A 25,472-nucleotide genomic window follows, 5' to 3' on the forward strand; every position below is an offset into this window, starting at 1 on the left:
CTCACAATCGCTGAGGAATCGAATTCCGCTACGCCAGATGCGACACCTCTTCTGGCTCATTGGCATCGTCGAACTCACCACGTTCGACCGCCTCCCATTCGTCACCCGGCTCCGGACTCCACCAATCGACCTCGTAGGCGTACGGCGAGCCGAGAATTTTCATCCGGGCGGATCCATCGGGAAGGTCGCGACGCAATTTCTCGACGATGTGGAGATTCCAGGCCGTGTCTGTATCGAAACAGGCGAGGACGGCATCTTCGTAGCCACGATCTTCCATGGGTTCCTGGAACTCGACCCGCGTGTTGCAATTCTTGCAGAACACTCCCTCGAAGGGAATGTGGCTGAATACCTCGTGCCCGCAGACTGGACACCAGAGGAATTCAAACAGTGCTTCGCTGTGGCGGTCAATGACTTCGATACTCATCTGTGAACCTGGCCCATATGACTCGGGCCACCCCTTCCTGCCTGAGAAAAAATACTATTCTGAACGTTCTGAGACCTCTCCGTTCAGCGCCGTAGACGATCCTCGAGCGGGCTTCATAGCCACAGTCGGGGTAATCGAACCCTCGCTGTACTTCGTCCCCAGTTAGAGGGGTCGTGGTAGGAGTCGTTCGTAGCTTCAACTCTACAAGGGTACGTCTGAACCACCTGGTGATCAGTTCCGCGAAGTCCGTAGACGGCGCTTCAACCCCACAAGGGTACGTCTGAATCTTCTCGGGGCAGAGTTCGCCGGCGGTGAGCTTGTGGCTTCAACCCCACAAGGGTACGTCTGAATCTCAGTCACTCGAGCGAGGGAAAACCTCCTACACGGCTTCAACCCCACAAGGGTACGTCTGAATCATGGCGAGGTCGACGCTGCAACCGTTAACGGGGGAGGCTTCAACCCCACAAGGGTACGTCTGAATCACGGCCTTGTACGTGTGGTTATCATGATCGGAGGCTCCAACCCCACAAAGGTACGTCTGAATCGCGTCCATCCGCCGGGTGCCCTCGAGCAAGAGTTCGCTTCAACCCCACAAGGGTACGTCTGAATCCACCGCTGGAGCTAACCCATTCGACTGTAGAACCGCTTCAACCCCACAAGGGTACGTCTGAATCCACGCGTTTTGTGCACTGTCGAGTAAACCCATTCAGCTTCAACCCCACAAGGGTACGTCTGAATCACGTCCTTAGTTGCAGCAACGGACGGCGGCGATTCGCTTCAACCCCACAAGGGTACGTCTGAATCACGGGATCGTCTCCGCCCTGGATCAGCGCGATCGCGCTTCAACCCCACAAGGGTACGTCTGAATCGTCGCCTTCTCGCCGTGGACCAGGCGATCCGACGGCTTCAACCCCACAAGGGTACGTCTGAATCTCAAATGTTCCTCTATCTCGACGACGATCTCTTCGCTTCAACCCCACAAGGGTACGTCTGAATCCCCCGAACGGGACCAACGAGGACCTGTACACGGGGCTTCAACCCCACAAGGGTACGTCTGAATCTCAGGCGGTCCATGGCATGATCTGTTACCTCGTCGTGCTTCAACCCCACAAGGGTACGTCTGAATCGATCGGCGCCGGCGTAGTCGCTCAACTCCGCGAGCCGCTTCAACCCCACAAGGGTACGTCTGAATCGTCGATCTAGAGCTGTGGAGACGGGTTTCTGCACGCGCTTCAACCCCACAAGGGTACGTCTGAATCGACTCAGGGGCGGTCTCACGGAGTCGGAATGACGCTTCAACCCCACAAGGGTACGTCTGAATCTAGGAGGCCCGGACGGCGTTCGCCGCGTCGATGACGCTTCAACCCCACAAGGGTACGTCTGAATCTCGGATTGGTGTGTTTCAGTTCGTGGGGTGGGACGCTTCAACCCCACAAGGGTACGTCTGAGTCTGGCCTTATCTCACCGCCCTAATGGGTTTCTCTGCGCTTCAACCCCACAAGGGTACGTCTGAATCTGGCCCTACATTGCCCTGAGCAAATCCGATATGGTAAGCTTCAACCCCACAAGGGTACGTCTGAATCCCGATTGACTACAGGTTATACTTAAACCTTTAAGATGCTTCAACCCCACAAGGGTACGTCTGAATCCACGATCTACGTCAGCCTTCAACAGACCCACCTGGCTTCAACCCCACAAGGGTACGTCTGAATCGACGCATGAGCGGAAGTTACAGCTCATCTATTCACGGCTTCAACCCCACAAGGGTACGTCTGAATCCTCATCCGGATCACCGTCTGGGGCCTCATTAAGGCTTCAACCCCACAAGGGTACGTCTGAATCCCGTTTCAACAATTTACAAGATTCTGGTGTGTGACGCTTCAACCCCACAAGGGTACGTCTGAATCCACGCTCCCGGAGGAGACGGGCTCGCTTCGAGAGCTTCAACCCCACAAGGGTACGTCTGAATCCCCGTGCGGGCACCCAGCGCAGTCCTTTCCGCAGGGCTTCAACCCCACAAGGGTACGTCTGAATCAGTACGCTCACGTTCACGCGCACCGGTTCGAGGAGCTTCAACCCCACAAGGGTACGTCTGAATCCCGTACTACCTGTCCAGTTCAATCAGCGAGGAATGCGCTTCAACCCCACAAGGGTACGTCTGAATCTGTCGGTGCTGGTGCGCCTCGATCTCGCTCGAGCCAGCTTCAACCCCACAAGGGTACGTCTGAATCACCCGTCCGACCTCGAGGTGACGATCACGGGTAACGAGCTTCAACCCCACAAGGGTACGTCTGAATCGAGTTTTCCGAGTTCCCCCGAGGGGAGACCGAGGAGCTTCAACCCCACAAGGGTACGTCTGAATCTCGCATGGCTGCGGGGGAAACTCTCTCGAGGGTGCTTCAACCCCACAAGGGTACGTCTGAATCGGTCCCGTTCCTTAGCGCGATGGATCGACTCGCAGCTTCAACCCCACAAGGGTACGTCTGAATCGCGCAAGACGTCGCTGAGCGGTTCGCTCCGTTCGTGCTTCAACCCCACAAGGGTACGTCTGAATCGCGGCGCCAATCGCGCTGTCAATCGTGATGCTGGGCTTCAACCCCACAAGGGTACGTCTGAATCTACGTCGGCGTGGTGGCGCTGGTGGCGTATCTGCGGCTTCAACCCCACAAGGGTACGTCTGAATCTCTACGTGGCCCGGCTCGCAAACCGGGCCTGGAGTAGCTTCAACCCCACAAGGGTACGTCTGAATCCCAGGCGGCTCGGCTGCTGGCCGCGTTCAATCACGCTTCAACCCCACAAGGGTACGTCTGAATCCGGACCGCTCGGGGGAGCGATGGCGACGGTCGACGCGCTTCAACCCCACAAGGGTACGTCTGAATCGCGGACATCCGCCTCGAGTCCGCCGGCTCCGAGCCGCTTCAACCCCACAAGGGTACGTCTGAATCTTGGTGATCAAGTTGCCCTCGTCGTCTCGTTCGAGGCTTCAACCCCACAAGGGTACGTCTGAATCCAGCATGAGCGACGATTGGGGCGGCATTGCAGACGCTTCAACCCCACAAGGGTACGTCTGAATCATTTCTGGAGTGTGGTGGACTTGCCGAACGCATAGCTTCAACCCCACAAGGGTACGTCTGAATCGATTGAGTTAGCAACTACCCTGTCGGACGAAGAGCTTCAACCCCACAAGGGTACGTCTGAATCTATCCGATTAGACCGGATTGGAGCGGCCCCGTACATGCTTCAACCCCACAAGGGTACGTCTGAATCAATCCTGCTATTCATGGATAACTGTCGGGATATACAGCTTCAACCCCACAAGGGTACGTCTGAATCTCGCATAGGAACACCTACGCAAGCAACACGTCCGAAGCTTCAACCCCACAAGGGTACGTCTGAATCTGCCAGAATTGCAGTCACCGATGGAATTACACGGGCTTCAACCCCACAAGGGTACGTCTGAATCACGAGTGAGACAAGCGGCAATTGGTCCGATGCAAGCGCTTCAACCCCACAAGGGTACGTCTGAATCGATCGTATGCCGCTCGGAACTGTCGACCTGTTCTCTCGGCTTCAACCCCACAAGGGTACGTCTGAATCAGCCGGATTCGATACGGGGACGACAAGAAGCCCGAAGCTTCAACCCCACAAGGGTACGTCTGAATCTGCGGGGACAAGTTCAAGACAACCGACGAGACGCGGCTTCAACCCCACAAGGGTACGTCTGAATCCCGAACGGACGTTACTGTCCTATCCCCGGATTATCGAACCGGACGCTTCAACCCCACAAGGGTACGTCTGAATCGATGCCCGCCAAGGGCGCCGCCAGCGACACGAGGAGCTTCAACCCCACAAGGGTACGTCTGAATCCAGATCGGCGCCCGAGACGCCCCGCTCTCGGGCGAGGCTTCAACCCCACAAGGGTACGTCTGAATCTGATCGTAGTCGGCCCCCTCGAGGGCGGGGTGATGCTTCAACCCCACAAGGGTACGTCTGAATCCTCGTCGCCTATCTCAAACGCGAACACGAGAAGTAGCTTCAACCCCACAAGGGTACGTCTGAATCCGGCCCCCTCGTACTCGGCGATGGTGTGCCATCCGCTTCAACCCCACAAGGGTACGTCTGAATCGACTATTGCAACTGCGAAAGCCAGTGCCAGTAATTGCTTCAACCCCACAAGGGTACGTCTGAATCCCGGTTGCCGCCATCGTACCCAGGCATCATCATGCTTCAACCCCACAAGGGTACGTCTGAATCCGATGCCCGCCAAGGGCGCCGCCAGCGACACGAGGAGCTTCAACCCCACAAGGGTACGTCTGAATCGCTTCGATCGCCTCGGCGTGGTGGACGTCATCGGGCTTCAACCCCACAAGGGTACGTCTGAATCGACGGTAAAAGGCGGTACACAGAGGGTCATTGAAGCGCTTCAACCCCACAAGGGTACGTCTGAATCGATCACGTGGCTCTCTTTGCCGCGCCGGTTGAGCGCGCTTCAACCCCACAAGGGTACGTCTGAATCAACGATGTTCGTTCCCGCGTCACCGACGGCCTGCGCTTCAACCCCACAAGGGTACGTCTGAATCCCAGATGTTCGCAAGCCAGCCTTTCATCTGGCAGCTTCAACCCCACAAGGGTACGTCTGAATCGGCCGGTGAACTCCTCGTCGCGATCGTTCATCCACAGCTTCAACCCCACAAGGGTACGTCTGAATCGGCCGTTTTGACTTACCGAACCCGACGCGCTCGTCGCTTCAACCCCACAAGGGTACGTCTGAATCCCGGCAGCGTTGCCCGACCCAGTTGGCCGAGTACGGCTTCAACCCCACAAGGGTACGTCTGAATCCCTTTTCGCCGAGGTCGACCATGTCCTGACGCTCGTCGCTTCAACCCCACAAGGGTACGTCTGAATCTCCCGGAGAGTTCCCAGTATTCGATTTTGTCGTTTGCTTCAACCCCACAAGGGTACGTCTGAATCTCGTGGTCGACGAGGCTCGCAACGAGTTTAACGCGCTTCAACCCCACAAGGGTACGTCTGAATCTCGCGCTGTTTGTCGTCTCGGAGCACCTTCGGTAGCTTCAACCCCACAAGGGTACGTCTGAATCATCGAGTCCAGCTTATTTGGGAGCGAGGTAACAGGCTTCAACCCCACAAGGGTACGTCTGAATCTTCATTAGACTCGCCCCAGTCGCGGTAGTCCAACCGCTTCAACCCCACAAGGGTACGTCTGAATCTTCGGGTTTCAGGTGGCAGCGCCACAATGTCAGGGGCTTCAACCCCACAAGGGTACGTCTGAATCCTGGTGTGGCCGGTGTGAGTAGCTATCTCTACGCCGCTTCAACCCCACAAGGGTACGTCTGAATCTCGACTCCGGCCCGAACTCTCCGATAAGCACAAGGCGCTTCAACCCCACAAGGGTACGTCTGAATCTCCCATCGTGGTGGCGATCCATCGGAACGCCAGGACGCTTCAACCCCACAAGGGTACGTCTGAATCGCCAGGACTTCTCGGATACGCGTCTCGTCGGTCGTGCTTCAACCCCACAAGGGTACGTCTGAATCTCGAACACGGGCTCGATGACAGCCCGACGTTCATCGTGCTTCAACCCCACAAGGGTACGTCTGAATCTGATAGATGAGCGGTGTTGAGCAGACCCGACTGGCGGCTTCAACCCCACAAGGGTACGTCTGAATCTCCTTGTGCTCGGCGTTCGAGGGTTTGAGGCCGGCGCTTCAACCCCACAAGGGTACGTCTGAATCCCGGGAGCTGGCCTCGAGGCTCAGGGTGGTGTGTGGGTGCTTCAACCCCACAAGGGTACGTCTGAATCTACCGTCGGTTCACGACCGACGAGACGCGTATCCGAGCTTCAACCCCACAAGGGTACGTCTGAATCTCGGCGATCTCGCCCTCGTGGGCTTCGTTCTGCTCGCTTCAACCCCACAAGGGTACGTCTGAATCACGGTAAAAGGCGGTACACAGAGGGTCATTGAAGCGCTTCAACCCCACAAGGGTACGTCTGAATCGCTGGTGAAGAAGTCGGTTACTATAGCTACGCCCTCGCTTCAACCCCACAAGGGTACGTCTGAATCGCAGGGGACGGCGATCGTTGACACAGACCTATAGGCGCTTCAACCCCACAAGGGTACGTCTGAATCCATGGTGAATTTGACCACCATATCCTCTCTATCCACGGAATTCACTTCACTATTTCTGTCGACCCGCAATCCTCCTGGATCCCCCGGGGGTCGACATCAGCTAGAGAAACCGACTGTCTTCGGTCGGGTCATCGCCGTACACCGAACGGTTCAATAGCTTATCTGAGGAGAGTTCGTAGATCACTACCGATTCTCCTTCTTGCAGTAGATCGTCTATCTTCCCTTTCATCGTCGTCAAATCGCCCTCCGAAATCTCACCTTCAAGCACTGAATTCTGGACGTGGATCAGGTACCGACGACATAGTTTCAGCATTAGGTGGGTGCGGTCGGCCTCCATATCGTAGACGACGATAACGTACATCTACCACCACCGCTTGAACGGCTCGTATGGCTCGCCAGTCAATAGGTGTTTTTTCAGCTTGTACGCCTCGAGCCGGAGCAGATACTGATAGCTTACCTTCCGGTTCAGTTCTGGGTGTTCAACTGTTCGCTCGAGCGTTTGTTCAAACTCCTTCAGGAACGTTGTCCGTCCAGCTTCGTTGAGGAGGCAGGAACCGACTTCATTCCGGAAATCATCACGGCTGATCTGTCTCCGGTTGACTAACCGGAATAGTAGCCGATCCGTCAACACCGGTTTGAACAGGTCAGCGATATCAAGTGAGAGGGAGTAGCGTCGCTCTCCGGGTTCGTGGAGATAGCTGATTGCGGGATCGAGCGCAGTAGCCCGGATCGCCGACACACAGTTAGCATATACCAGACTGTTCCCGAACGAGATGAGCGCATTCACGGGGTTCGGCGGTGGGTTGTACTCCCGGCTGTCAAATGAGAACGAGTCGGGGAGCACCGTATCGAACGTTCGGTAGTACGCCCGGCGGGCTGTCGCTTCGACGCCCATGAGTTCTGAGATATCCTTCGTGCTGTCAATGCGTGAAACCGCGTCATCCAGGTCCTCGAGGACTCTTCCGAGGTCGTAGTCCCGACTGTTGTAGTATGTGACGTTCGTCCGCATATTGTGGATACTGCCGCGGACGAACGAGGCGGCGATCGTCTGCCGTCGCTCGGGGTCGTCGTATGCCCGGACCTGTTCGACAACGGTTCGCCCGCTCGTTTGGCCGCGTTCAGGCATCAGCGACCCCGCGTAGCGATCGTTCCAGCCGAAGACGTGTACGGCGACACCATGGTCGTTGAGAAACGACATCAGCCGCGTATTGTAGTCGATCTGTCCGTGGAGGTAGATTGCTTCGGCATGCTCGACGGGAATGTGTTTTTTCTCACCGTCGATAGTCTCCAGTCGGACCGTGTCTTCGCTTCGTTCGATGCGTCCGTCTGAAAAAATGTGGTAGTTCCTGTCCATGATCAGACCCAACAGAAGTCGTAGTAGGCGCACGACTCACAGTATGGCTTCTCGGTGGCTTCCGGTGGACGCTCCGCGGTCACGATTGCGTGAATACTACGGATCGCCGACTCGACTTTCTCGCGTCGATCCTCGTCTAACGATACTTCCTCACGTCGGCGTTCGGTTGGATGCGCCAATACGCCTTCGCGCTGTACGTCCATCACTCGATCAAGGTACCAAAGGTAGTACGAGAGCTGCATGCGGGCCGGCTCAGTCAGTGCCGAGGAAGGCTTCACCTCGACCACCCGTCCGTCCTCGAGTAAGTCGGGGGAGATCATCCCCAACCGCAGATTCTCCTGTGTACGCTCGCCGTAGGAGGATTCGTCGACACGAGTTCCCCGGGCGACGCTCGCGTTTTCTCGGTCGATCTCGATGTTCCGACTCTCGAACCAGAGCTCGCGTTCACAGACGTAGTAGTACTGCATCATCACTCCGGTGACGCGGAACGGATCGTCGACGGCGTCGCCTCGAGCTGTCGCCAACAGCCGAGTGACGGGGCCGTCACTCACAACAATCGAGCCTCCACGCTGGTATCGGGGATGACGACGCCGTCGGTGGCGTCAAAGTAGCCGTTGTGCCGTCCCGGACGACCGTCCAGCACCAGCCGATCGGCACCCGAGAACAACGGCTCACACGCACTGAGTTTCTCTATCGTCTCGTTGTCGCCGGGGTAGACGGGAATGGAGACCTGCCAGTCGGCGGTCGACTCGACGAGGTCGTTGAGCTTGTCCCAGCGATACTCGGCGAACATCCGTCGGATCTCCTCTACCGTCTTCCGTTCTTCAGCGGTTCTCGTCACGATCACGTCGACGGCAGGACGCTGGTCGATCAGCGAGAGCTTGCTGAGCTGTTCGGCTTCTGCCCGCTCCAAGTAATCGACGTACTCGTCGGCGCCGACATCGCGCTGCTCGAGTAACTCGAAGTAGTGATCGACGGCGTCCCGAGTCACATCCGGTTCAGGTATCGGCTCGCCATCGTATACCGTCGCCAACGCTTGCCCCGTCAGCTTTGTCAGACTCTCTCCGCGACCATATACTGCGCTGGCCGGCGTCATCTCACGGTTCGGCGGTGGCGAAAGCTGCCAGACCGTCACGCGTCCGCGAGCACGATCGTACGATCGATTACACCGGCCCGCAGCCTGCACCAGGCTGTCCATCGGTGCGAAATCGCGGATCACCTCGTCGAAGCTCACGTCGACGCCGGCCTCGACGAGCTGAGTGGAGATGAACAGTACCGGCTCGCCTGCCTCGGCGAGATCGGTCGCGACGTCGATGAGGTGGCGTCGATCACATGGCCGGTGTCGTGTTGTGAGATGTATTAATAATGGTTCCCTCTCATGACGTTGACGAACCGCGTCGGCAAGCGTCTTCTCGGGGCGGACTGAATCGGTCCGGTGCTCCGTAGCGTCGAGTTGCTCAGCGTACATCTCATTGACGTTCAGTATCGCCGTTTGGTTGGCGACTGCCTCAGTAAGTTCCCTCGAGCTATCAATCGTGTTGCATATCGTCAGTACGGAGTCGCCGTCCTCGGCTCGTCTTGCTACGAGTTCGCCAGCTCGATCATACGAGAGGGATCCCTGCTCGGCACCCCCATCGGTGTCCGATTGTTCTCCATCCCAGCCGGGAAGCATTGCGACCGCGGACGGGTGGAGTGCGAAATCGAGTCTGTCGAGTTCCGCATAGTACGGATCGGGATCCGAAACGAGCGAGAATGGCTCCTGATCTCCAGCAGAAAGTAGTTTGGGCTGTGTAGCTGTCATGGTGATCACTGACGCGCCGTACTCCTCGGTCAACAGTTCCACTAATCGATCCACGAGCGGCCACCACTCCAGGGGCAGCGCCTGCGGCTCGTCAAGAACGACTACGCTCCCGTACAACGATGGGAGTTTCATCGAACGGGCGTTTGTCGGGCCGGTGAGGCTCTCGAATAGCTGGACGAACGTCGTTACGACCATCCCCGTGCGCCAGCTCTCTCCCAGCAAGGCGGCGACGTTCTCGACGGCATCGTCGGCGACTTCCTCGGCGGTTTCCGGCGGTGAAACCAGCGTTTCCGCGAGGTGGTGGTCAACTGTGATCCGCTCGTCCCCGTCGCTCTCCTCGAACAGCTCACGGCTCTCGTCTGCCACCTGATCGATGATCGATGTGTACGGCAGCGCATAGATGAGACGCCCCTCCTTTATGCCCGTGGTCGACGCAGTACCGGTCTCTTCGAGGACGGTCAGAGCGGCATCCAACCCAGTGAGCGTCTTCCCCATTCCTGTGGGGAGCGTTAGGGTCGCGACGCGTCGATCATCGGCAACGAACTCGGCTGCGCGGTCTCGGACCTTTTGCCGAGCCTCTTCGCGTCGCCCGTTCAGTCGTTCCGTGCGTGAACCGAGGTCCGAAGTGGCGTTCTCGGCTCGGATATCGGCGATGTGGTCGTCGATCGCCTGTCGTTCGGGTGACGTTGATCGGTAGGCATCCTTCCCTACCTCGACTCCTGTCGTCAGGCTCGCTGCGCTCGCCTTGTCGGCAAAAACGAGCGCGCTCCAGACTTGAAGCACCGACTCGTAGAAGCCAGATGGAAGTTTCTCCGGAGCGGGGCGGAGACGCCGGCCACTACAGGCTCCCTCTGCGAGCCATCCGAGTTCGGTGGCCGATTCGGGACGGGAGAGCCGTTCCAGGAACTCGTTCCAATTGCCGTTGCTGTTTGTCGCCCGTTCGACGAGCACACTCGCTAGCTTGGGGACGGTTTCGTCGATGTGCGCCGCCTGGCTGCGCACGTCCGACCGGTAGAGCGTCTGGATTCGGCCGGACTGTTCGATGCCCGCCCGATGAACGTAGTCGACCGCGTCGGGGAGGCGGCCGTGATGTCTCGCAACGGCGAGAAAGCCGAGGAGACAATCGGTTTCATCGAACTCTCGAGATTCCAGTACGTAGTATGCGAGCAGCGCTGAAATCGGTGCGTGGTGCTTCGGTCCGTCCGGTTTACCGTCACTGTCCGAGAGAAGATGGTCGCGAAACCACGCAGTCAGTTTCCCGAAGTCATGTATCAGTGCCACCGCCTCTACCAATTCGACGAGCGAATCCCCTGCAGGTGTCCTGGCGTCATCGGGGATGAGCCAGCCTACCCGCTCGCAAACATCGTAGAGATGTCTGTCGAGCGGGATTGGTTTTCCGTCAGGGTCTTCGTGCGACGGTCGTTCCGTGAACTCGACCATGGCTACGGCCTCCGACGGTTCACGAGAACATCACTCGGCGGCCGTCGACTTCGTGGGTCTCGACGTTCTGTACCAGAATCGGCTCCGTCCTGGTCGCGTATGCGATCGACTGGAACGCTGTCGTCGTCCGGCCATCTTCGTCGGCCGCCATGAACGCGGGCGACCGTTCGACTTTGATCTCGGTCTCTGGCGCCAGTTCGACGTTGTCGACCGCCTCGAGCACCGCGGAATCCACTTCGGTGGTTTCGCGCTCACGTGGAGTCACGTCGAACTCGCCCAGATACGTGATCTCTGCAAGATGCTCGGAGAGCCCGAGACTCGGTGGGTAGTAGGCAGTACCGTTACGGAGGTGGTCTCGAAAACGGGTACGAAGTTCGTCGTTTGCGAGTCGAAGATCAACCCGATAGGCGGGTTCGACTAACACTTCGTAGTTGTGCTGTTGTCGGAGTTTCGTCGGGTCGGGCATCGAGATGCGTGCGTGCCCGCGGCTGGGCATCGTCGTCATGTGTTCCTTAGCCGTCGAGAGCGTATTCTGTGGCAGGTTAATCGTCCGAAGCTCCTCGATTGCCTCCACTGCGATCGACGAGACTTCAGGGCCGAACGCTTCGTAGTAGCTATCCCGCTCTAGCCCGAGTACCGCGGCAACGAGGCCGGCGACGGTCGTCCGCGGGATAATCCGGTAGGTCTGTTTGACGATGTTCCCCTCGACGCGTCGGAAGTGGCCCCACTCTCCGCGGAGTTCGAAGGAGAGACACGTCTCCGGGAGGGTGTCATCCTCGTCGGCCCAGCCTTCGAGTGTTTCTTGGGACATCACTCTGGCATCGTGGCGGCGGCCTCGTCGTAGACGTTGACGACCTCGACTATATCGTCGCCCACCGCCCCACGTAGGACGTCGTAGAAGCCGTGTTCGCCGACCTCGTCGCCGGCCGTGTAGGTCTCATCGTCGACGGTCACGTCGAGTACGTCGCTCGCAACGACGCGAACGCGAGCGATGCGGTCGTCGTGGCGGTCCAGTCGGGAGACTAGCTCGGTCCCGTCGAGCGTGAACTCCCGAACATTCCGGAGTTCGTCGGTGGGTACCGAGCGATCTTCGTCGATGTCGAGATCCCGCGTTAGCCCACCGAGGTGGAAGCTCTCGTCCTTGTACTCCACGCGGAGATAGAGCCGGGGCTCTTGGCCGACTTTGCTCCGACTGATAGTCTGGTTCTTGATCGCGCGCCACGTCAGCGTGTCGAGACGCTCAACGTCTGCTGTGGAAAGCTTCGTATCGGCCGCTCCGTGTTCGTCGACCAGCCCGTGGAACGCGATGAAACCGTATTGAATACGATGGTCGTCGAGGTCGAACCCACCCTGTTCTTTGCCCTCTCCGGTCGCGATGACGCTGGTGAGGCTGTTGTACTCCTCGTTTTCGGTGACGGGGTGGAGCGTCTTCGCAGGTGAGAACTGGACGGGGCCGGTGAAGTGGTCCGGGAGGTGTTCAGCGAACGGTTCGTAGCTCCCTTTCATGTCGACGCTCATCGTCGCGCCAAAATACCGAACGTCGGCGCTGTTGTCGAGGAATGCTCCGAACACCTCCTCCCGGAGCTTGGCCTCGTCCTCGTCGTCGAGATCGTCGAAGTCCCAGTCCTCGGGCTCGAGACCCCGGAGGCGAGATTCGAGCAGGTCTTCACGTGACGACTGCTCACCAGCTTCGTTTTTCACATTCTGGACGTACACGCCGTGACCGTCGTCGTCGAGCTGGTCACGCAGATAGCGCTTCAGCCTGACGTCGGTCACGATCGCCTGCTGAGTCTCGGGGTCGATACGTGGGCGATTCGCCCCGCTCAGTGGGTTGCCGTTGGGGTTTGCGTCGACGGCATCGTAGCAGAAGACAATCTCGGAACGGTTCGTCACGGGCTCGTAGCTGTCGTCGGCGTATGCGTTGTCGCTCATGCTTCCTCCTGGGTGGCTGTGGGCTGGTCGTCGGCCTGTTCGTCGTCGCTGCTCGCCCAGTTGTTCATCCCGTAGGCGACCCCGAGCGAGTAGTAGAATCGGAGGTCGGTCGTGTCGAGTTCCCAGTCGCCGTCGATGTCGATCCGGGGTAGGGTCGTCACCAGACGGTCGACGACCTCACGGTACATCGTTCCGGCCATATTGTTCTCCCTGGAGTAGACGACGTTCTTGTTCAACACGTCGCTGGCGAGTCGCTTCAGCTTTGACTCGGTGACGGCTTTGATCGGATACTGATCGATCAGTGTGGTCGAGCGCCCCTCGCTCACCTGCTGGTAGCCAGTCACCTGGCCGACCAGCGCGCCGAGGAGGAAGCTGCCACGTCGTTCGGGCTGCTCCTCGTCGAGAGCCGGTGTCTGATCGAGGAACTGTTCGAGCTTTGTCTCCCGCGCCCCGGCGACGTTCCCGCCGTCGGCTCGGGCTGGTGTGTCTGAGTACATGTCGTTTGTTGGATGATCGTCTGTCAACTGCAGTGGTTCCGCGACTGGTTCGTACGCTTCACGCCCGGTCAGCAGGCCAGCGTCGGCGAGTGCACAGAGCTGCGTGTACTGTGCGGCCACACGAAAACTCGGGAACTCCTCACCTTCGTCCTCCAGGAGCCGGTCGACGTACTCGGTAAGTACAGCTTTGACGTCGAGTGGCTCACCTGAGAGCACGGCAACGAGTGCTCGGATTCGGTAATCATCGGCACTGGCGTCGTCATCGCCCGTAGCGAACGTCTGTTCGAAGTACCACCCCGTGGCGAGGGTACTGAGCAGTGTTGACTCCTCCGAGACGAAGATGTCCCAGTTGTCCGGTGTCGGGAACGCGGCCCGAAGCCGAGGATCGGGATGGTCGGCGTCGCCCTCCGCATCGTACAGCCACGACTGGAGCACCTGCTCGTGTTTTCGCGTGAGTTCGACAGGCGAGAACAGCGTCCCGTCCATGCTGTCGCCGAAGACGTCGAAGCGTTTGGTCTGGTGTTCCATCACCGCGGCGACGTAGAAGCGGAACCGCTTGCCCACTTCCTGGAGGCGCGGGGTATCTTGGTAGCTCCGGTAGGCGCTTTCGATCGGCGTCATATCCTCAGCGTGAACGAGCTCGTAGAGTACCTGATAGAGGTCCCGCGCGTCTTCCGGACCGAGCCGTCCGAAGAAGTACGGGAGGTAGTAGACGTTCGCACCCATCGTGTAGTAGTCGCAGGCGTCGACGAACGTGCTTGCGTTCATCAGCGTCACCGCGACGTCCTCCGATACTGGGTGGGTTCGCCACGCCTGGTCTGGGTCGAACCCTGGAAACTTCTCGAGTTGCTTGCCGAGGAAGTAGTTCAGCGGGTCTTCGGCAGTCCCGACAGCTGGCCCGGAGTGACCGGTTACGAGGTCGGTCGCGTCGCCTACAGAGTCGGTGGCCTCTCCCTTTGAAACGAGTTTCGCCTGCTTTCGCGCCCGCATCGCCTCATTGAACACCGGGCTCGCCTTGCCCGGGAGGAGAAACTTGCCGTCCGGCTCGACTTTGACCGCCACGGTCGTGAGCGCCGTCGTCTTGCCGTCGAGCTGTTCATCGATGGCAGTCTCAATCCGTTCCCGGATATTCTCCGTCTCGCCAAGAGTAGCGAGTTCGTTGATGATCCAGCCGTCCTCGTGGTCGGCTGCGGCGTCCTGAATCACGTCGTCGACCGCCCACGCGGTGAGTCGCTCGTGGAGGTACTCTGCGACCTTCTCGGGCTCCTTGTTCTTGCCTGTACGATGTGTGACGCTGTGGTCGAACCCCCGCGCGGAGTCATACCACGAATGGGCGACCGCTTCGACCTTCCCCTCTCCGTATCGTTCAACGCCGACTGGCCTATCGGGATCGAGGCCCGGTTCGTCCCCACTTAGGTCGACCCGGAGATAGAGCAGGCTCTCGGGCTCGTCGAACAGGTCGGTCGACTTCTCCGGCGTGAGATAGGCCGCGTACTCGCCTCCACCGGCGGTCGCAAGCGTGTACAATCGCCCGTATACATATTGGAGATCGCGGAGCGAGGAGATCGGTCGATTGGGGAGTTTCCTCGCCAGTTTTGCATCATCTCCATAGCGTTCATTGAACATCGAAGGCTCCGGAAGAAGACTCATCCATGCACCTCTGGCGCTGGCTTTCCGTACGGATCGCGTTTCTCGGTAAGATTGCAGAATCCCAGCCCCAGCGCGTTCCGCTCGCCGAGTCCACAGTCCAGTGCGAGGTTGAGATGACGTCGATGATCATCATTGCGGACCGTATAATCGAACTGCCATTTCGAGAGTACGTACGTTAGCCTCTGGTCCGTTGTTACCTGCAATGGCACGGCGAAGGTTTTCAGCAGTTCGTAGCCATCAAAGAGGTCACCGTTGGTTTCGCTTGGACCCGGGAGGTATTCCGGGCCGAACAGGCTGTATTTCTTATCCAGATTCGCCTCAAGCTGTTCGCGGAGTGGTTCGATTGTGTGCTCCGGGCGCCAATATACTGCCTCTTCGCCTGGGTTATCGATCCCGTAGTCCTCACAGCGCCACGGTGGGATCCGGACGAGTAGTCCGGTCCCTGTCCCGATCGTCCCGCTGCTTCCCGGTTCACCGACATCTGGCGTGATGGCCGAGAGACCCTGGACGGTAAACGGCATTTCCCCAACGTTCAGTTCGGGGTTTTCTTGGAGATCCGTTGCGATCACCGAGAGAAGCTCTTCCTGTGGCGCTGAGACAATAAGGGTCCGTTGGTCACCTTCAGACATGTCCTGCGGTGGGAATGGGTTGCTGAACGAGAACCCAGGCGGCTCATTCGTGTCGTGAACCGCTTCATGCTCTGTTCCTTCGAGTGCGTTCCAGATCCGACCACGAAGCTTGTGGTGGTAGTCGTTCTGGTAGGTCGTGTCTGCTCGTGCACGGAGATGTACGAGCACTCGCATCACGGCCTCCCTCTGTTAGTCGGTATCACAAGACGAGTCGATAATTATTTGCAGGATATATAAGTATTACTGACACTATTAATGTTCTAGGGGAACAGGATTATTCTTGAAGAGAGGAGTTACTTCACTGTTCATGGTCTTCTATAATTTGGAGTAAGAGGTAGTCTACCTAATCGTCCGCACTCACGAAATAGATTAGTTGAGTGCGGACTGGTCCAAAGGTTGAATTGTTCGGTCGAGAACCCCACTATCTCAGATTTGTCTATAGCTCGGTCAATAGCCCAGGGTTCATTCATCGTCTCTCGATACCTCCATTCAAATGCACCTTGGCCGGGTGCGCTGATGTCTCCGCCAGATCCTGCACCAGTCTTAACCAACAACTTCGGATGCCTACGTTTGTTGTTGGTTAAGGTACTCTTCTGCTGAGTATTTCAGGGAGGATTTGGTCCGTGACGAGATGACTGACACATCTGGCACCCCCACACCGGCTGGGCAGACCACGTCTCATCTGGGACATCCTCGAACTCCTGAAACTGATGCATAGTCTTTTGACCGCACGTGCGGCAGTCAAGTCGCGTTTTCGAGGGCACGCTGGGTTGCCGATCTTCGGAATGCTCGTCGTCAACGGCGCGCTGGAGCGCAATTGCTGGTGTCAACCAAACGTCGTTCTCGGTGCTCTCAAGCAGGCTTGTAAGCCGAGCTTCGCCACGAACGCCGTGTCCTTCCTCGTCGTACAGAAACGTCGTGTGAACCCCTCCATTTGGCGACGTCGTCGTCGCTTTCCAGACTGTCCGCTCACGAGCTACCGAAAGCAGCTGTTCACCACGTTCGGAGGTAGCCCGTACGGCGTCGGGTAGGGAGGGCCACTGGTCGGTCAACTGCGCTGCAGGCGCGTCGTCGAAATCGTAGATCAGCTGGCAATCATCGACGGCTGGATCCCTGTCGGGCTTCGCGAGGAGAGTCGCTGCCGCAGCGCCCTTCGCGAGGGCGTGATAGTCGGTTGAGGCCTCGACGAGCAGATGGACGACGTGAAGCAGTGTCCACTCGAGGTCTGCGGGCTGCTGTTCGTCGGTGGATTCACCGAGATGATTCATGAGGCAGAACCGGCACCTGGTCTGGCTGGCAGGAATCGACGCGCCACAGGAAGCACACTCGTTCATTGTAGCGGTTGAGTCGTCTGGATATTCCGCGAGTGTCTCCTCAGTTCGGTCTCGAAAGGGCTCGCAACGACGGTCTCTGGCGAGTTCATGGTCGGGAATCTGCGTCGCCTCGCCAAGCGGTCGGAGTTCCTCGAAATCAGCGTAACGGTCGGTCATGGGGACGTCTACCAGCACGTTCTTTCGTCTTCACTTTTAAACATCAGCCCCACATCCAGTACAGACTGAACGTTCCGAGTCAGACGCTTCGGGGACCAGTTCAGCCAGTGTGTCTTGATGTGACCGGATGGTCGGGGTCGTGACGTTCGCAGCTTCCGCGACCTCCGTCTGCGTCAGCCACCGACCTTCGTCGCGCCCGGCTTTGTAGAGACAGGCCGCTGCAAATCCTGATGGCCGAACGCCCGTTGTGGCATCTGTTGATTCAGCTTCTTCCGCTAACCTCCGAGCTCGCTGTCGAATAGAGTCAGAGACGTCGAGTTCCGACGCAAGTCGGGGAATGAATTCGCCCGGGCGAACGGGCTGGGCCGGGAGTCCGAGTTCTCTGTTTAGCGTCTTGTAGGCACTCCTGACTCTCGACTGCTCGACCCGTGCCGCATCGGCGATGTCCTCGAGCGTTCGTGAGAGACCGTTACAGCGACAGATCCCGTAGACGCTCGCTGCCGCCATCGCCTCGATCGATCGGCCTCGAAGCAGGTCTTCGTTCTGTGCACTCCGGAACAAGTGACACGCCTGGTCGCGAACCGATTCTGTGAACTCGAGTGTGCTCACGATTCTTCGAACTTCACCCAGGCCGTGTGCGAGATTCCGCTCAGCTTTCGAGTGGAACCGCCCACGAGACTGCTCACGCCGCATTCGGGCTAGCCGCTGGCGCTTTTGCCCAGAGAGTTCGTTCCCGTTCGCATCTTTCCGGCGACCGATTTCCGTCGATAGCCCTCGGTCGTGACGTGCCGCTGTAAGTGGAGCCCCCATCCGCTTTCGCTGGTCCTGATCGTGGGGTCTCCATTCCGGACCGTGATCGATCCGCTGCTCGTCGATGACGAGCCCACAGTCCTCACAGATGGTTTCGATAGCATTGGTGGTGACCTGACCGTCGCACTCAGGGCATTGGTTCGATTCAGTCTCAGTCTGGACGTCTTCGTCGAACGCCGTTTTGTAAATCTCTCTAGTTGCCATGATGCTCACGAGGGGGCGATGCGTTTCTCAGGATGCCCCTCAGCCACTCTGGGGCAAACAAACACCACACGGACAGCGGTGGCACGGACTTATGGGGTAGCGAAAGCCCGGCAGTACAACGGCCATTGGCCGTGAGCAGCCCGGAACGTGGAGGTGGTGGGAGGTGGCGGTGACTGCGTACACATCAGCAAAAAAGGGGGCGTCACCCCGGCTATTCCCACCACCGACTGCACTCATCATGTCGTTCCCACCGACTACGGTCTCACCCAGACGCCGGCCAATCGCCGTTCGCGACCAGCCATCCGGCTTCTCCGCCAGCCGCATCGACATTAGCTCTCGATTCCAAACGCGAGTAACTATCTCTAATTTAGTCCTCAACCGGAACTTCGACCTCGAGTTCGACGAGTAACCCGTCCTGAGCGAGCTGCTGTGGTCCGAGGAGCGTGAGACAGGGATACGGTGGATCGGCGAATACCTCGTTCCACACCTCGAAGAACGCGTCCCGGTTCGTTTGTAGCTCGACGATGTGCGCGGTCACCTTCGTCACGTCAGCCAGTGATCGATCGATGTCTTCGAGGAGTATTTCGACGTTCTCGAACGCTTTGAACGTCTGGCTTGTAACATCTTCCCCAGCGAGTTCGAATTTCTCATTCCAACCGACTTGCCCTGACATAAAGAGGGTGCCGTCTACGACGATGCCATGACTGTAGCCGATGCTCGAGGCGTCGATGAGCCCGTCTGGAGCGATCTGTTTCCGTGCCATGACATGGCAGTCAGTGTGGAACTCGAAGTATATGCCGGTCGATGTGTCGTCGATTGTTCCGGAAACGTAGGGAACGTCGGCGTTAGCGCTCGCGGGCGTGACGTATTTCGTTTTCGTGCCGCGGTCGATCACCACGGCCTCGTCGGTCTTGAGGCGTGAGTCCGGATGGATGAGAGATGGGTCCGAGGTGGTGGTTGGTTCCTCTGGCTTGTCTGGGAAGGTTGGACCCGTTTCAGTCTTTTCCTGTCGGGATAATGAATCGACCGATTCCCTCAATATTTCGCGTTCGCGAGCGTCCTCGTGACCCTCATTGGGCGATTCGAGACGGTCGTGAAGCGACTCCTCTAGTTTGTGAACGTCGGATCTATGCCATCGGTGTCGTCGAAGAACAGAGAAGACCGCTGGCCATCAGTGGGTCTCACAATACAACTGCACGGTCAGCGTTGAGATGGCGGATAGGTAATGAGATGACGCGGTAGCTTTATCGAACGGACTCCACTAAGGTTACAGAATGTCTCCAACGTACTGGTCTTCCCAGTGTCGTCGATCTTCGATCTCACGACGTCCGCGGCGCGTCACGGAATAGACGTTCGTCCGACGATCGGCCTCACCTTTCTCGATCAACCCCTTGTCGACGAGAGTGTCAAGGTTCGGATAGAGACGGCCATGGTGGATCTCTTTTTCGTAGTAGTTCTCGAGTTCGTCCTTGATCGCGAGTCCATGCGGTTCGTCTAGTCCGGCGGCCACATATAAGAGGTCACGCTGGAATCCAGTCAGGTCGTACATTGTCGATACTTTGTAAGAAGCCCAATTAAAGGCATGGGATGCTGAAAGTATTTGTCAATGACAGGTTTAGCGAAAGCCCGGCAGCGAAGCGGCGCCTTGAGCGCCGTGAGCAGCCCGGAACGTGGAGGTGGTGGGAGGTGGCGGTGACCGCTACCCATCAGCAAAAAAGGGGCCGTTGCTCTGGCTACTCCCACCACCGACCGCGTTCTGGGAACATAACGGTGCTCCACCCGGTCAGGGCCACGGAGACGCGCCCGTTGTACCAGTTCTTCGCCGCCCCGTGAATCCGCACACGTTCGCCTTCTTCGATCCAGGGTTGGTTCGATTTCTCCCAGACAGTCAGCTTCGTTCGCCCGCTCTCGTCCTCGATGAGCCCGACTTGCTGAATCGCCGACGAGTCGCTCTCCCACAGGACCGTCACACGACCCTCAATGCTCACCTCTTTGCGACCAATCTCCTCGAGCTTCCCGATTGGAACCACCTGTCCTGGTGCCGTCTCCAGTTCCTCGAACACCCCGACGACCGCACCCATCAGGTCCTTCCCACCGACCACGGCTTCGGCCAGTCGCCGGCCGATCGCCGCTCGCGACCAGCCGTCCAGCTTCTCCGCCAGCCGCATCGACTGTCTGTTCACCGCCGCCAGCTGCTCCTGCGTGAGTTCTGCACGAGGATCGTCTCGTTCCGGGTCCGCCATCGGATCCACGCTCGCTGCCCGTTTCTGGAACGCTGTACGCCGCTCAGCGCTGCGCTTCGCCGCGACGTCTCGCGTCCGTTGTTCCCGACCGTTCTGCGTCCCCAGTTCGGCCTGGGCACTGATGCGCTCGAGCTCGGCCTCCCGCGCTCGAATGCGCTCTTCCTGTTCGAGGGTCACACCTCGAATCCGCTCGTCACTGGTGTCGATCATCCCATCCGGGTGGTTCGCATCGACTTTCGCCTGGATCTCCATCTGCACCGTCGCCTGGAACTCAGGTGTCTCGTCAACGACCTCGAACCCATCTTCATCGACTTCTGCTTCGTCTGCTTTTTCGAATGCCTGTTCATCGACCGAAACCTCATTACCAAAGACGTTCTTACTCGACATTGGAGTTCAGCTCCTGAAGGCGCTCAGCGTCCGACACCGCGATGCCATTACATCGCGGTTTTCCGACGACACCGCCCGACAGAACCATCTGCGCGCTCTCGCTTGCGCCTTCGCGAGCGCCCCCTGGGCGCGAGCGAGAGCGCGCCTGAGGCGGACAATCATCCAGCACCGCGTGCCGACCCGCCCGGAGCGAGCGGCCAGCTTTAAGCCGTTTCTCGTGTCCGGCCCGGACTGCGGGTCCGTGTCCAGGGCGACGGTCGTGAGCACGGCGAGTCGCAGTGTGGCTCGCCGCGCGGAACGGCCCAAAGCGCTGGAACGCGAAAGCCCGCGAGGGGCGCAACCGAAAACGCGCTTAATGCTGGCGTCGAGACCAGATTCACTTTAGCCCGGAACGGGCGCGGACGGTGCGGAGAGCGCCCGCATGCCCGGAATGGTCGGTCGCGAGCGACGCGGAGGGCGGAACGCGGCGAGCGGGACGGGCCGGTACGTACCACTGGTCAATCGGCTTCATCGCTCGGCGAACCAACCACCGCCCTGGTGGACTCAGAAAGGGCGAGGCCGTCTCGATCGTCCCCCGACCCCGTAAGCACCGCAAGAATGAGGCGCGCAGCGTGGGTCGCGGAATGCCGAGCGGCCGAGGGCTTTCGGAGATGATGCTATCGGTCACCACTCACAGTCAAGATCTTCAGAACCTAGTCAGCGGTCATCCCGTAACGAACACCGTTGACCAACACGCAATCGGGGCCTTCTCAGTCACTTCTCTGTAGTCGGCGGAGCGTCGGGCCCAGTCGTGATCCAGTCAGTTGCTATCGAGCGTCGGCTGGCGGGTCGAGATACGTCTCCAGTTCGTCGATGACGGTCTGGACGAATGATTCATCGAGACGACCCTGTCGACGGATGAGTGCAGCGTGCTTCGGTGACGCAACCGACCAGGGCGAGGCGTAGCTCTGGCGTGGCATCCCGCCCTCTACCCAGTCGGAATCCTCGATTGGGACCGTTTCGTCATGGGGCGTTGTCGTCAGCGTGACCGTCATATACTGTTCGTCGCCGAACGGGTGTGTGTCATTGTTCAGGATCAGCCACGGACGCGGGTTCTCACCCGACTTGAACGGATCCGGTCCCCAGACGACGTCCCCGCGTTGATAGCTCATTCAGTCGCCTCGTCCTCGTCGTCGACCGCGTGCTCCAACCACTCGTCCATGTCTTCCTCGCCGAAGCGGTCATTAGCCGCCCGCGTACTCTCGAGCATGTTGGTGTGCGCCGCGACGTCGTCATCTTCACCGAGCGCCCAGTAGTTGCCCTTATGCCGGACGAGTCCCCGATCCTCGAGTCGAGAGAGGACGACGCTGATGCTCCCCGCTTTGACGTCGGTCGCATCTCGAATCTCGCTCTGGGTGAACGCCTGATCGGGATGGGCAGCGAGAAACCGCATGACGCGATCGGCGTTCGTCTCCCCGGAGTGCTGGAGGCGATCCTCGGGGGAAGATTCGAACGTCTCGATGTCGATGGGCATGTGTATTGCTTTGTCGCTGTATGTATTAGATGTACCGACGTATTCCTGAGCCGGTTCGGGCTCGCTGATTTACTGGGAGTGGGCTGGTCGGGCTATTCATCGACGACATGTGTCTCGAAGTCCCGTGTCCAATACGTCGCGGGGCCACCGGGGCTACAGCGAGCACACAGCTGCAAGGGCCCTTCGAGATGCCCGAGTTCGACACGAAATCGCGTGAGTGCAGTGAGCGTTTCGACGACGAGTCCACAGCTATCACAGGCGTGATGATCACGCTCGCCGGGATCAGGATGCTTCTGGACGGCACAGTCAACACAGATCGGATGCGAAACTCGCTCGTCTTTACCCCAGGTGAAGGCGGCGCCACGCTCCGACCCGGGAAGCGCATCGCAGAACGCACATCCCGAAAGCGTCTGCTGCATTACGACGTCTCCTCGTCGGCATCACGGCCAGTTGTCCACCCACGATGGAAGACAGCCAACTGCCGAATCGAGTCGAAGGCTTCGCCGCTAGGCTCGTGGACCAGCACTCGCTGTTCGGCGACTGCTGTCACGACACCGTCGTCGACGAGGTCACTGACGAGGTGTCGCGCCGCCGTCTCGTCGACGCCCACTGTCGATATCCGGGCCGCATCCCGATCCTGTGCGAGAAGTTCGCTTTCGAATCGCTCGTGATCGGCTGATCTATCGTCAAGGATGTCTGGATCAGTCATGGAACTCACATCTCGGCACGCTCTCGAGCGCGCCTCGCGCCTCGCGGCGCCGACAGACTCATCGTCGGGAACAGGTGAGGAGAATGAAGCAGGACTCTGAACTCAAGAACTTAACTAACGGTTTGGGATCATCTCGCGAGGTTTGTTGGTTAAAACAGTCGCCCCGTCTGCAGAACTGCAGAAGAGAACACAAACCCCGAAAGAAAGGCTCTGTTGAAACTCTCAGTGAGTGATAAGTTTGAATCGTTGTGCTGAATATAGAGGATGAGTGCAGCATGACGCCACCGCTTATTTCACACCGGAAGCCGTGAACCATCCGATCACTATACGTGCGTACTGAACGTATGCCAGATAAGGCAGTGGCAACCTGTTCGTTACTTATTGTCCGTGCTCTGCGTGTCGCTCACTCCATTCAAATTCGCTAATATCCGTGTCCCAGTCTTCAACGTCGCCCCTCTTGACGTCCTGAACATCAATGTGATTATGATTATCGGCTACCTCGACCTCTGATTGATCTCCAAACTGGACACTATTGAAATCCTCTCTGGACGTTGGTGCGTTTAGGCAACCGTGATTGTCGGCGTCGGAGCTGAATCCGTCGCCACAGACTCCAATCGCATAGCGAACGGTCTCAAATTCACCTTCTAACGTTTCATGGAACTCGTCAGAAACGGTGACCTCTACGGGTGAAGAGACGACGTTACCGTACTCCGTCGCTACGAGCCCAGTGATCTCGCTTTCTCCATCGGAGAATAGTCGGAGAATGTGATCCGAATACGAATGGTTCTCGTGACGCCACCTGACAGTGATTGCTTTGATTTGCAGCAAGTCAGCCGAAACCGTGTCCGAATCCGAAAGACAGCCTGCCAGTGTACTACTCACCAGCGCGCTCCCGGAGATACCAATTAACTCCCGTCTGCTGATCATTATTGCATATGCCATTTAAGCCATATTATATATTTCGGATAAATAACTAATAGCGTAGAACTGGCGTGGGTAGCTGATTCGCTTGCTCCTTAGATGGAACAGTAGTTGAGTCACCTGTATTGAGCGTTTGACTTTCCGCGTTGATCCCTCCTCAGTCCGTGAAACATTCGCGCTCTGTATTCAGCACGCAGTTCTTATCAGGGTTGATGGATTTCAACAGAACCGAAAAGACAGGGATCTGCTTCCATCGAGCGACTGCACTGAGTACGATGGTTAGCCGTCGCATCTCGACACTCAGATCGGTCGAACGCAGGGACGTACTGTGGCTCAGGATTCGCTGGCGTCATCGGTCGAGCACTTCGACGTCGGGCTTCGCCCCGTCTGGACCTGCGACCGCTTTCGCCCGCTCGAGTTCGCGGCGTTCTCGCTGGGCCTGTCGTTCGAGGGCAGCTGCCCGTCGACGACGTACGGAGAATCGATCGTCGTCGACGTCGTCGTCTTCGATCGTGAAGCGCTTGCCTCGGTGGTCGATCTGCTCGAGCATCAGTACGCGTCCTCCTGCGCTGCGTCTCGAGTGTCTGCCTGCAGGTGCTCGTAGCGGACTTCACAGCTGGCCGAACAGAACCGGCCAACGTATCCAGCCCGGTCGCGGGTACGTCTCGTACAGGTCGGTACTTGACACTCGGTACACCTGGTCATCTGGCGATCCCTCGCTTCAGGAACCGAGTCGTCTTAGCATCTGGCGACGCTGGTGCTACGTTGCTTGATCGCATGGATGTCTGCGAGCGGCTTCAGTCGAGCCCCCGCACCCCTCTCGGGGGTGATAAACTGTCTCGAGCGGACGACCAGCTCACCTCTCAGTCATCGGTTGAACGTCCCATCCGGGGCGGGAGTGATCCCGGTCCGGATCTCGAGGTCGACGCGTCTGAGATGCTTGTAACCACCACTGGGCTGGCGTTGTTCGAAATTAGCTGAAAGAGAGGGCGCTAAGCCCCTTCCTTAGCGAGCGCCGCACGAACAGAGAGGGGCTTAGCGCCCTCTCTTTCAGATATCTAAGTTGATATTATAGGTAAGAAGATCGCCAATAGGATGTTGGAACAAACGCGTAGAGAGTCCTGAAAGATATTTTGGTAACTACTCGAAAGACAGTTCAGCAAGCTTCTCTGGCAGACTTTGCAGACGAGTTTCGAAGACTGATAGCGGGTGGGTATCCAGAAACACAGCCTTTTCTCGATCCACCGAACCATTCGGATAATCGATCTGAAAGTGGCAGTGGCCTAAGTCCGTGTGAGTATTATCCTGATGCCATCCGC

Annotated in this window: 20 protein-coding genes, 2 pseudogenes and 1 CRISPR repeat array; all 22 genes and pseudogenes read right to left on the bottom strand. The window is 58.3% G+C overall.

The annotated features are described in order from the left end of the window. Positions 1 to 28: 28 nt before the first annotated feature. Positions 29 to 424, bottom strand: a complete 396-nt coding sequence (locus ACFQO4_RS19805) for a DUF7567 family protein (RefSeq protein WP_312912698.1) — start codon at positions 422 to 424, stop codon at positions 29 to 31. Beyond that, a pseudogene (locus ACFQO4_RS19810) lies at positions 405 to 575 on the bottom strand (DUF7568 family protein); the annotation flags it as partial. The gene ACFQO4_RS19805 and the pseudogene ACFQO4_RS19810, both read right to left, overlap by 20 nt. A 41-nt stretch (positions 576 to 616) precedes the next feature. Beyond that, a CRISPR array of direct repeats spans positions 617 to 6,573; the repeat unit is 30 nt; unit sequence GCTTCAACCCCACAAGGGTACGTCTGAATC. Positions 6,574 to 6,673: 100 nt separating this feature from the next. After that, the gene (gene cas2, locus ACFQO4_RS19815) at positions 6,674 to 6,934 is read right to left on the bottom strand and encodes a CRISPR-associated endonuclease Cas2 (protein WP_312912697.1); all 261 of its coding nucleotides are present in this window, start codon (positions 6,932 to 6,934) and stop codon (positions 6,674 to 6,676) included. Continuing rightward, a complete protein-coding gene (cas1b, locus tag ACFQO4_RS19820) occupies positions 6,935 to 7,927 on the bottom strand; it encodes a type I-B CRISPR-associated endonuclease Cas1b (protein WP_312912696.1) in 993 nt (330 codons plus the stop codon). Between the two features lie 2 nt (positions 7,928 to 7,929). Further along, the gene (cas4, locus tag ACFQO4_RS19825) at positions 7,930 to 8,478 is read right to left on the bottom strand and encodes a CRISPR-associated protein Cas4 (RefSeq protein ID WP_312912695.1); all 549 of its coding nucleotides are present in this window, start codon (positions 8,476 to 8,478) and stop codon (positions 7,930 to 7,932) included. Further along, positions 8,475 to 11,168 carry a CRISPR-associated endonuclease Cas3'' gene (locus ACFQO4_RS19830; protein ID WP_312912694.1) on the bottom strand — a complete coding sequence of 898 codons (2,694 nt, stop codon included), beginning with the start codon at positions 11,166 to 11,168 and terminating at the stop codon, positions 8,475 to 8,477. The genes cas4 and ACFQO4_RS19830 overlap by 4 nt, the downstream gene beginning before the upstream one ends. A 19-nt stretch (positions 11,169 to 11,187) precedes the next feature. Then, positions 11,188 to 11,979: a type I-B CRISPR-associated protein Cas5b gene (gene cas5b / locus ACFQO4_RS19835; protein WP_312912693.1), complete on the bottom strand. Its 792-nt coding sequence runs from the start codon at positions 11,977 to 11,979 to the stop codon at positions 11,188 to 11,190. After that, positions 11,979 to 13,100: a type I-B CRISPR-associated protein Cas7/Csh2 gene (cas7b, locus tag ACFQO4_RS19840; RefSeq protein WP_312912692.1), complete on the bottom strand. Its 1,122-nt coding sequence runs from the start codon at positions 13,098 to 13,100 to the stop codon at positions 11,979 to 11,981. The genes cas5b and cas7b overlap by 1 nt, the downstream gene beginning before the upstream one ends. Then, a complete protein-coding gene (gene cas8b / locus ACFQO4_RS19845; protein WP_312912691.1) occupies positions 13,097 to 15,247 on the bottom strand; it encodes a type I-B CRISPR-associated protein Cas8b/Csh1 in 2,151 nt (716 codons plus the stop codon). The genes cas7b and cas8b overlap by 4 nt, the downstream gene beginning before the upstream one ends. Then, positions 15,244 to 16,050 carry a CRISPR-associated endoribonuclease Cas6 gene (cas6, locus tag ACFQO4_RS19850; protein ID WP_312912690.1) on the bottom strand — a complete coding sequence of 269 codons (807 nt, stop codon included), beginning with the start codon at positions 16,048 to 16,050 and terminating at the stop codon, positions 15,244 to 15,246. The genes cas8b and cas6 overlap by 4 nt, the downstream gene beginning before the upstream one ends. A 431-nt stretch (positions 16,051 to 16,481) precedes the next feature. Further along, positions 16,482 to 17,366, bottom strand: a complete 885-nt coding sequence (locus tag ACFQO4_RS19855) for a biosurfactant protein 1 (RefSeq protein ID WP_500262488.1) — start codon at positions 17,364 to 17,366, stop codon at positions 16,482 to 16,484. Positions 17,367 to 17,402: 36 nt separating this feature from the next. Further along, the gene (locus ACFQO4_RS19860) at positions 17,403 to 18,380 is read right to left on the bottom strand and encodes a transcription initiation factor IIB (protein WP_312912688.1); all 978 of its coding nucleotides are present in this window, start codon (positions 18,378 to 18,380) and stop codon (positions 17,403 to 17,405) included. Positions 18,381 to 18,599: 219 nt separating this feature from the next. Then, positions 18,600 to 18,707 (bottom strand): annotated as a pseudogene (locus ACFQO4_RS19865) (DNA-binding protein); the annotation flags it as partial. Between the two features lie 40 nt (positions 18,708 to 18,747). Continuing rightward, positions 18,748 to 19,419 (bottom strand): RidA family protein, encoded by a 672-nt coding sequence (locus tag ACFQO4_RS19870; RefSeq protein ID WP_312912687.1) that lies wholly within the window; start codon positions 19,417 to 19,419, stop codon positions 18,748 to 18,750. A 228-nt stretch (positions 19,420 to 19,647) separates the two neighbouring features. Further along, entirely contained in the window at positions 19,648 to 19,929 is a 282-nt protein-coding gene (locus ACFQO4_RS19875) for a helix-turn-helix transcriptional regulator (protein ID WP_312912686.1), read from the bottom strand. A 184-nt stretch (positions 19,930 to 20,113) separates the two neighbouring features. After that, positions 20,114 to 21,010 (bottom strand): DNA-binding protein, encoded by an 897-nt coding sequence (locus ACFQO4_RS19880; RefSeq protein ID WP_312912685.1) that lies wholly within the window; start codon positions 21,008 to 21,010, stop codon positions 20,114 to 20,116. An 806-nt stretch (positions 21,011 to 21,816) separates the two neighbouring features. After that, complete coding sequence (locus tag ACFQO4_RS19885) at positions 21,817 to 22,161, bottom strand: type II toxin-antitoxin system PemK/MazF family toxin (RefSeq protein WP_312912684.1); 345 nt, start codon at positions 22,159 to 22,161, stop codon at positions 21,817 to 21,819. Next, the gene (locus ACFQO4_RS19890; RefSeq protein ID WP_312912683.1) at positions 22,158 to 22,523 is read right to left on the bottom strand and encodes a MarR family transcriptional regulator; all 366 of its coding nucleotides are present in this window, start codon (positions 22,521 to 22,523) and stop codon (positions 22,158 to 22,160) included. The genes ACFQO4_RS19885 and ACFQO4_RS19890 overlap by 4 nt, the downstream gene beginning before the upstream one ends. 92 nt (positions 22,524 to 22,615) lie before the next feature. Beyond that, complete coding sequence (locus ACFQO4_RS19895; protein WP_312912682.1) at positions 22,616 to 22,942, bottom strand: DUF7558 family protein; 327 nt, start codon at positions 22,940 to 22,942, stop codon at positions 22,616 to 22,618. Further along, entirely contained in the window at positions 22,942 to 23,232 is a 291-nt protein-coding gene (locus tag ACFQO4_RS19900) for a DUF8069 family protein (RefSeq protein WP_312912681.1), read from the bottom strand. Before ACFQO4_RS19900 ends, ACFQO4_RS19895 begins: the two co-directional genes overlap by 1 nt. Before the next feature lie 378 nt (positions 23,233 to 23,610). After that, positions 23,611 to 24,174 carry a hypothetical protein gene (locus ACFQO4_RS19905; RefSeq protein ID WP_312912680.1) on the bottom strand — a complete coding sequence of 188 codons (564 nt, stop codon included), beginning with the start codon at positions 24,172 to 24,174 and terminating at the stop codon, positions 23,611 to 23,613. A gap of 328 nt (positions 24,175 to 24,502) precedes the next feature. Next, positions 24,503 to 24,703, bottom strand: coding sequence for a hypothetical protein (locus tag ACFQO4_RS19910; RefSeq protein WP_312912679.1), 201 nt, complete (start codon positions 24,701 to 24,703; stop codon positions 24,503 to 24,505). Positions 24,704 to 25,472 lie beyond the last annotated feature (769 nt).

It is taken from the genome of Saliphagus sp. GCM10025334 (assembly GCF_042663485.1).
Taxonomy (GTDB): domain Archaea; phylum Halobacteriota; class Halobacteria; order Halobacteriales; family Natrialbaceae; genus Natronosalvus.

Coding starts and splice junctions, on each gene's coding strand:
- ACFQO4_RS19880 (WP_312912685.1), bottom strand. CDS start 21,010: ATGTCGAGTAAGAACGTCTTTGGTAATGAGGTTTCGGTCGATGAACAG.
- ACFQO4_RS19900 (WP_312912681.1), bottom strand. CDS start 23,232: ATGACTGATCCAGACATCCTTGACGATAGATCAGCCGATCACGAGCGA.
- cas5b (WP_312912693.1), bottom strand. CDS start 11,979: ATGTCCCAAGAAACACTCGAAGGCTGGGCCGACGAGGATGACACCCTC.
- ACFQO4_RS19860 (WP_312912688.1), bottom strand. CDS start 18,380: ATGGCAACTAGAGAGATTTACAAAACGGCGTTCGACGAAGACGTCCAG.
- ACFQO4_RS19830 (WP_312912694.1), bottom strand. CDS start 11,168: ATGGTCGAGTTCACGGAACGACCGTCGCACGAAGACCCTGACGGAAAA.
- ACFQO4_RS19885 (WP_312912684.1), bottom strand. CDS start 22,161: ATGAGCTATCAACGCGGGGACGTCGTCTGGGGACCGGATCCGTTCAAG.
- cas7b (WP_312912692.1), bottom strand. CDS start 13,100: ATGAGCGACAACGCATACGCCGACGACAGCTACGAGCCCGTGACGAAC.
- ACFQO4_RS19890 (WP_312912683.1), bottom strand. CDS start 22,523: ATGCCCATCGACATCGAGACGTTCGAATCTTCCCCCGAGGATCGCCTC.
- ACFQO4_RS19895 (WP_312912682.1), bottom strand. CDS start 22,942: ATGCAGCAGACGCTTTCGGGATGTGCGTTCTGCGATGCGCTTCCCGGG.
- cas6 (WP_312912690.1), bottom strand. CDS start 16,050: ATGCGAGTGCTCGTACATCTCCGTGCACGAGCAGACACGACCTACCAG.
- ACFQO4_RS19855 (WP_500262488.1), bottom strand. CDS start 17,366: ATGACCGACCGTTACGCTGATTTCGAGGAACTCCGACCGCTTGGCGAG.
- ACFQO4_RS19905 (WP_312912680.1), bottom strand. CDS start 24,174: ATGGCATATGCAATAATGATCAGCAGACGGGAGTTAATTGGTATCTCC.
- ACFQO4_RS19910 (WP_312912679.1), bottom strand. CDS start 24,703: ATGCTCGAGCAGATCGACCACCGAGGCAAGCGCTTCACGATCGAAGAC.
- cas8b (WP_312912691.1), bottom strand. CDS start 15,247: ATGAGTCTTCTTCCGGAGCCTTCGATGTTCAATGAACGCTATGGAGAT.
- ACFQO4_RS19875 (WP_312912686.1), bottom strand. CDS start 19,929: ATGTACGACCTGACTGGATTCCAGCGTGACCTCTTATATGTGGCCGCC.
- cas2 (WP_312912697.1), bottom strand. CDS start 6,934: ATGTACGTTATCGTCGTCTACGATATGGAGGCCGACCGCACCCACCTA.
- ACFQO4_RS19805 (WP_312912698.1), bottom strand. CDS start 424: ATGAGTATCGAAGTCATTGACCGCCACAGCGAAGCACTGTTTGAATTC.
- cas1b (WP_312912696.1), bottom strand. CDS start 7,927: ATGGACAGGAACTACCACATTTTTTCAGACGGACGCATCGAACGAAGC.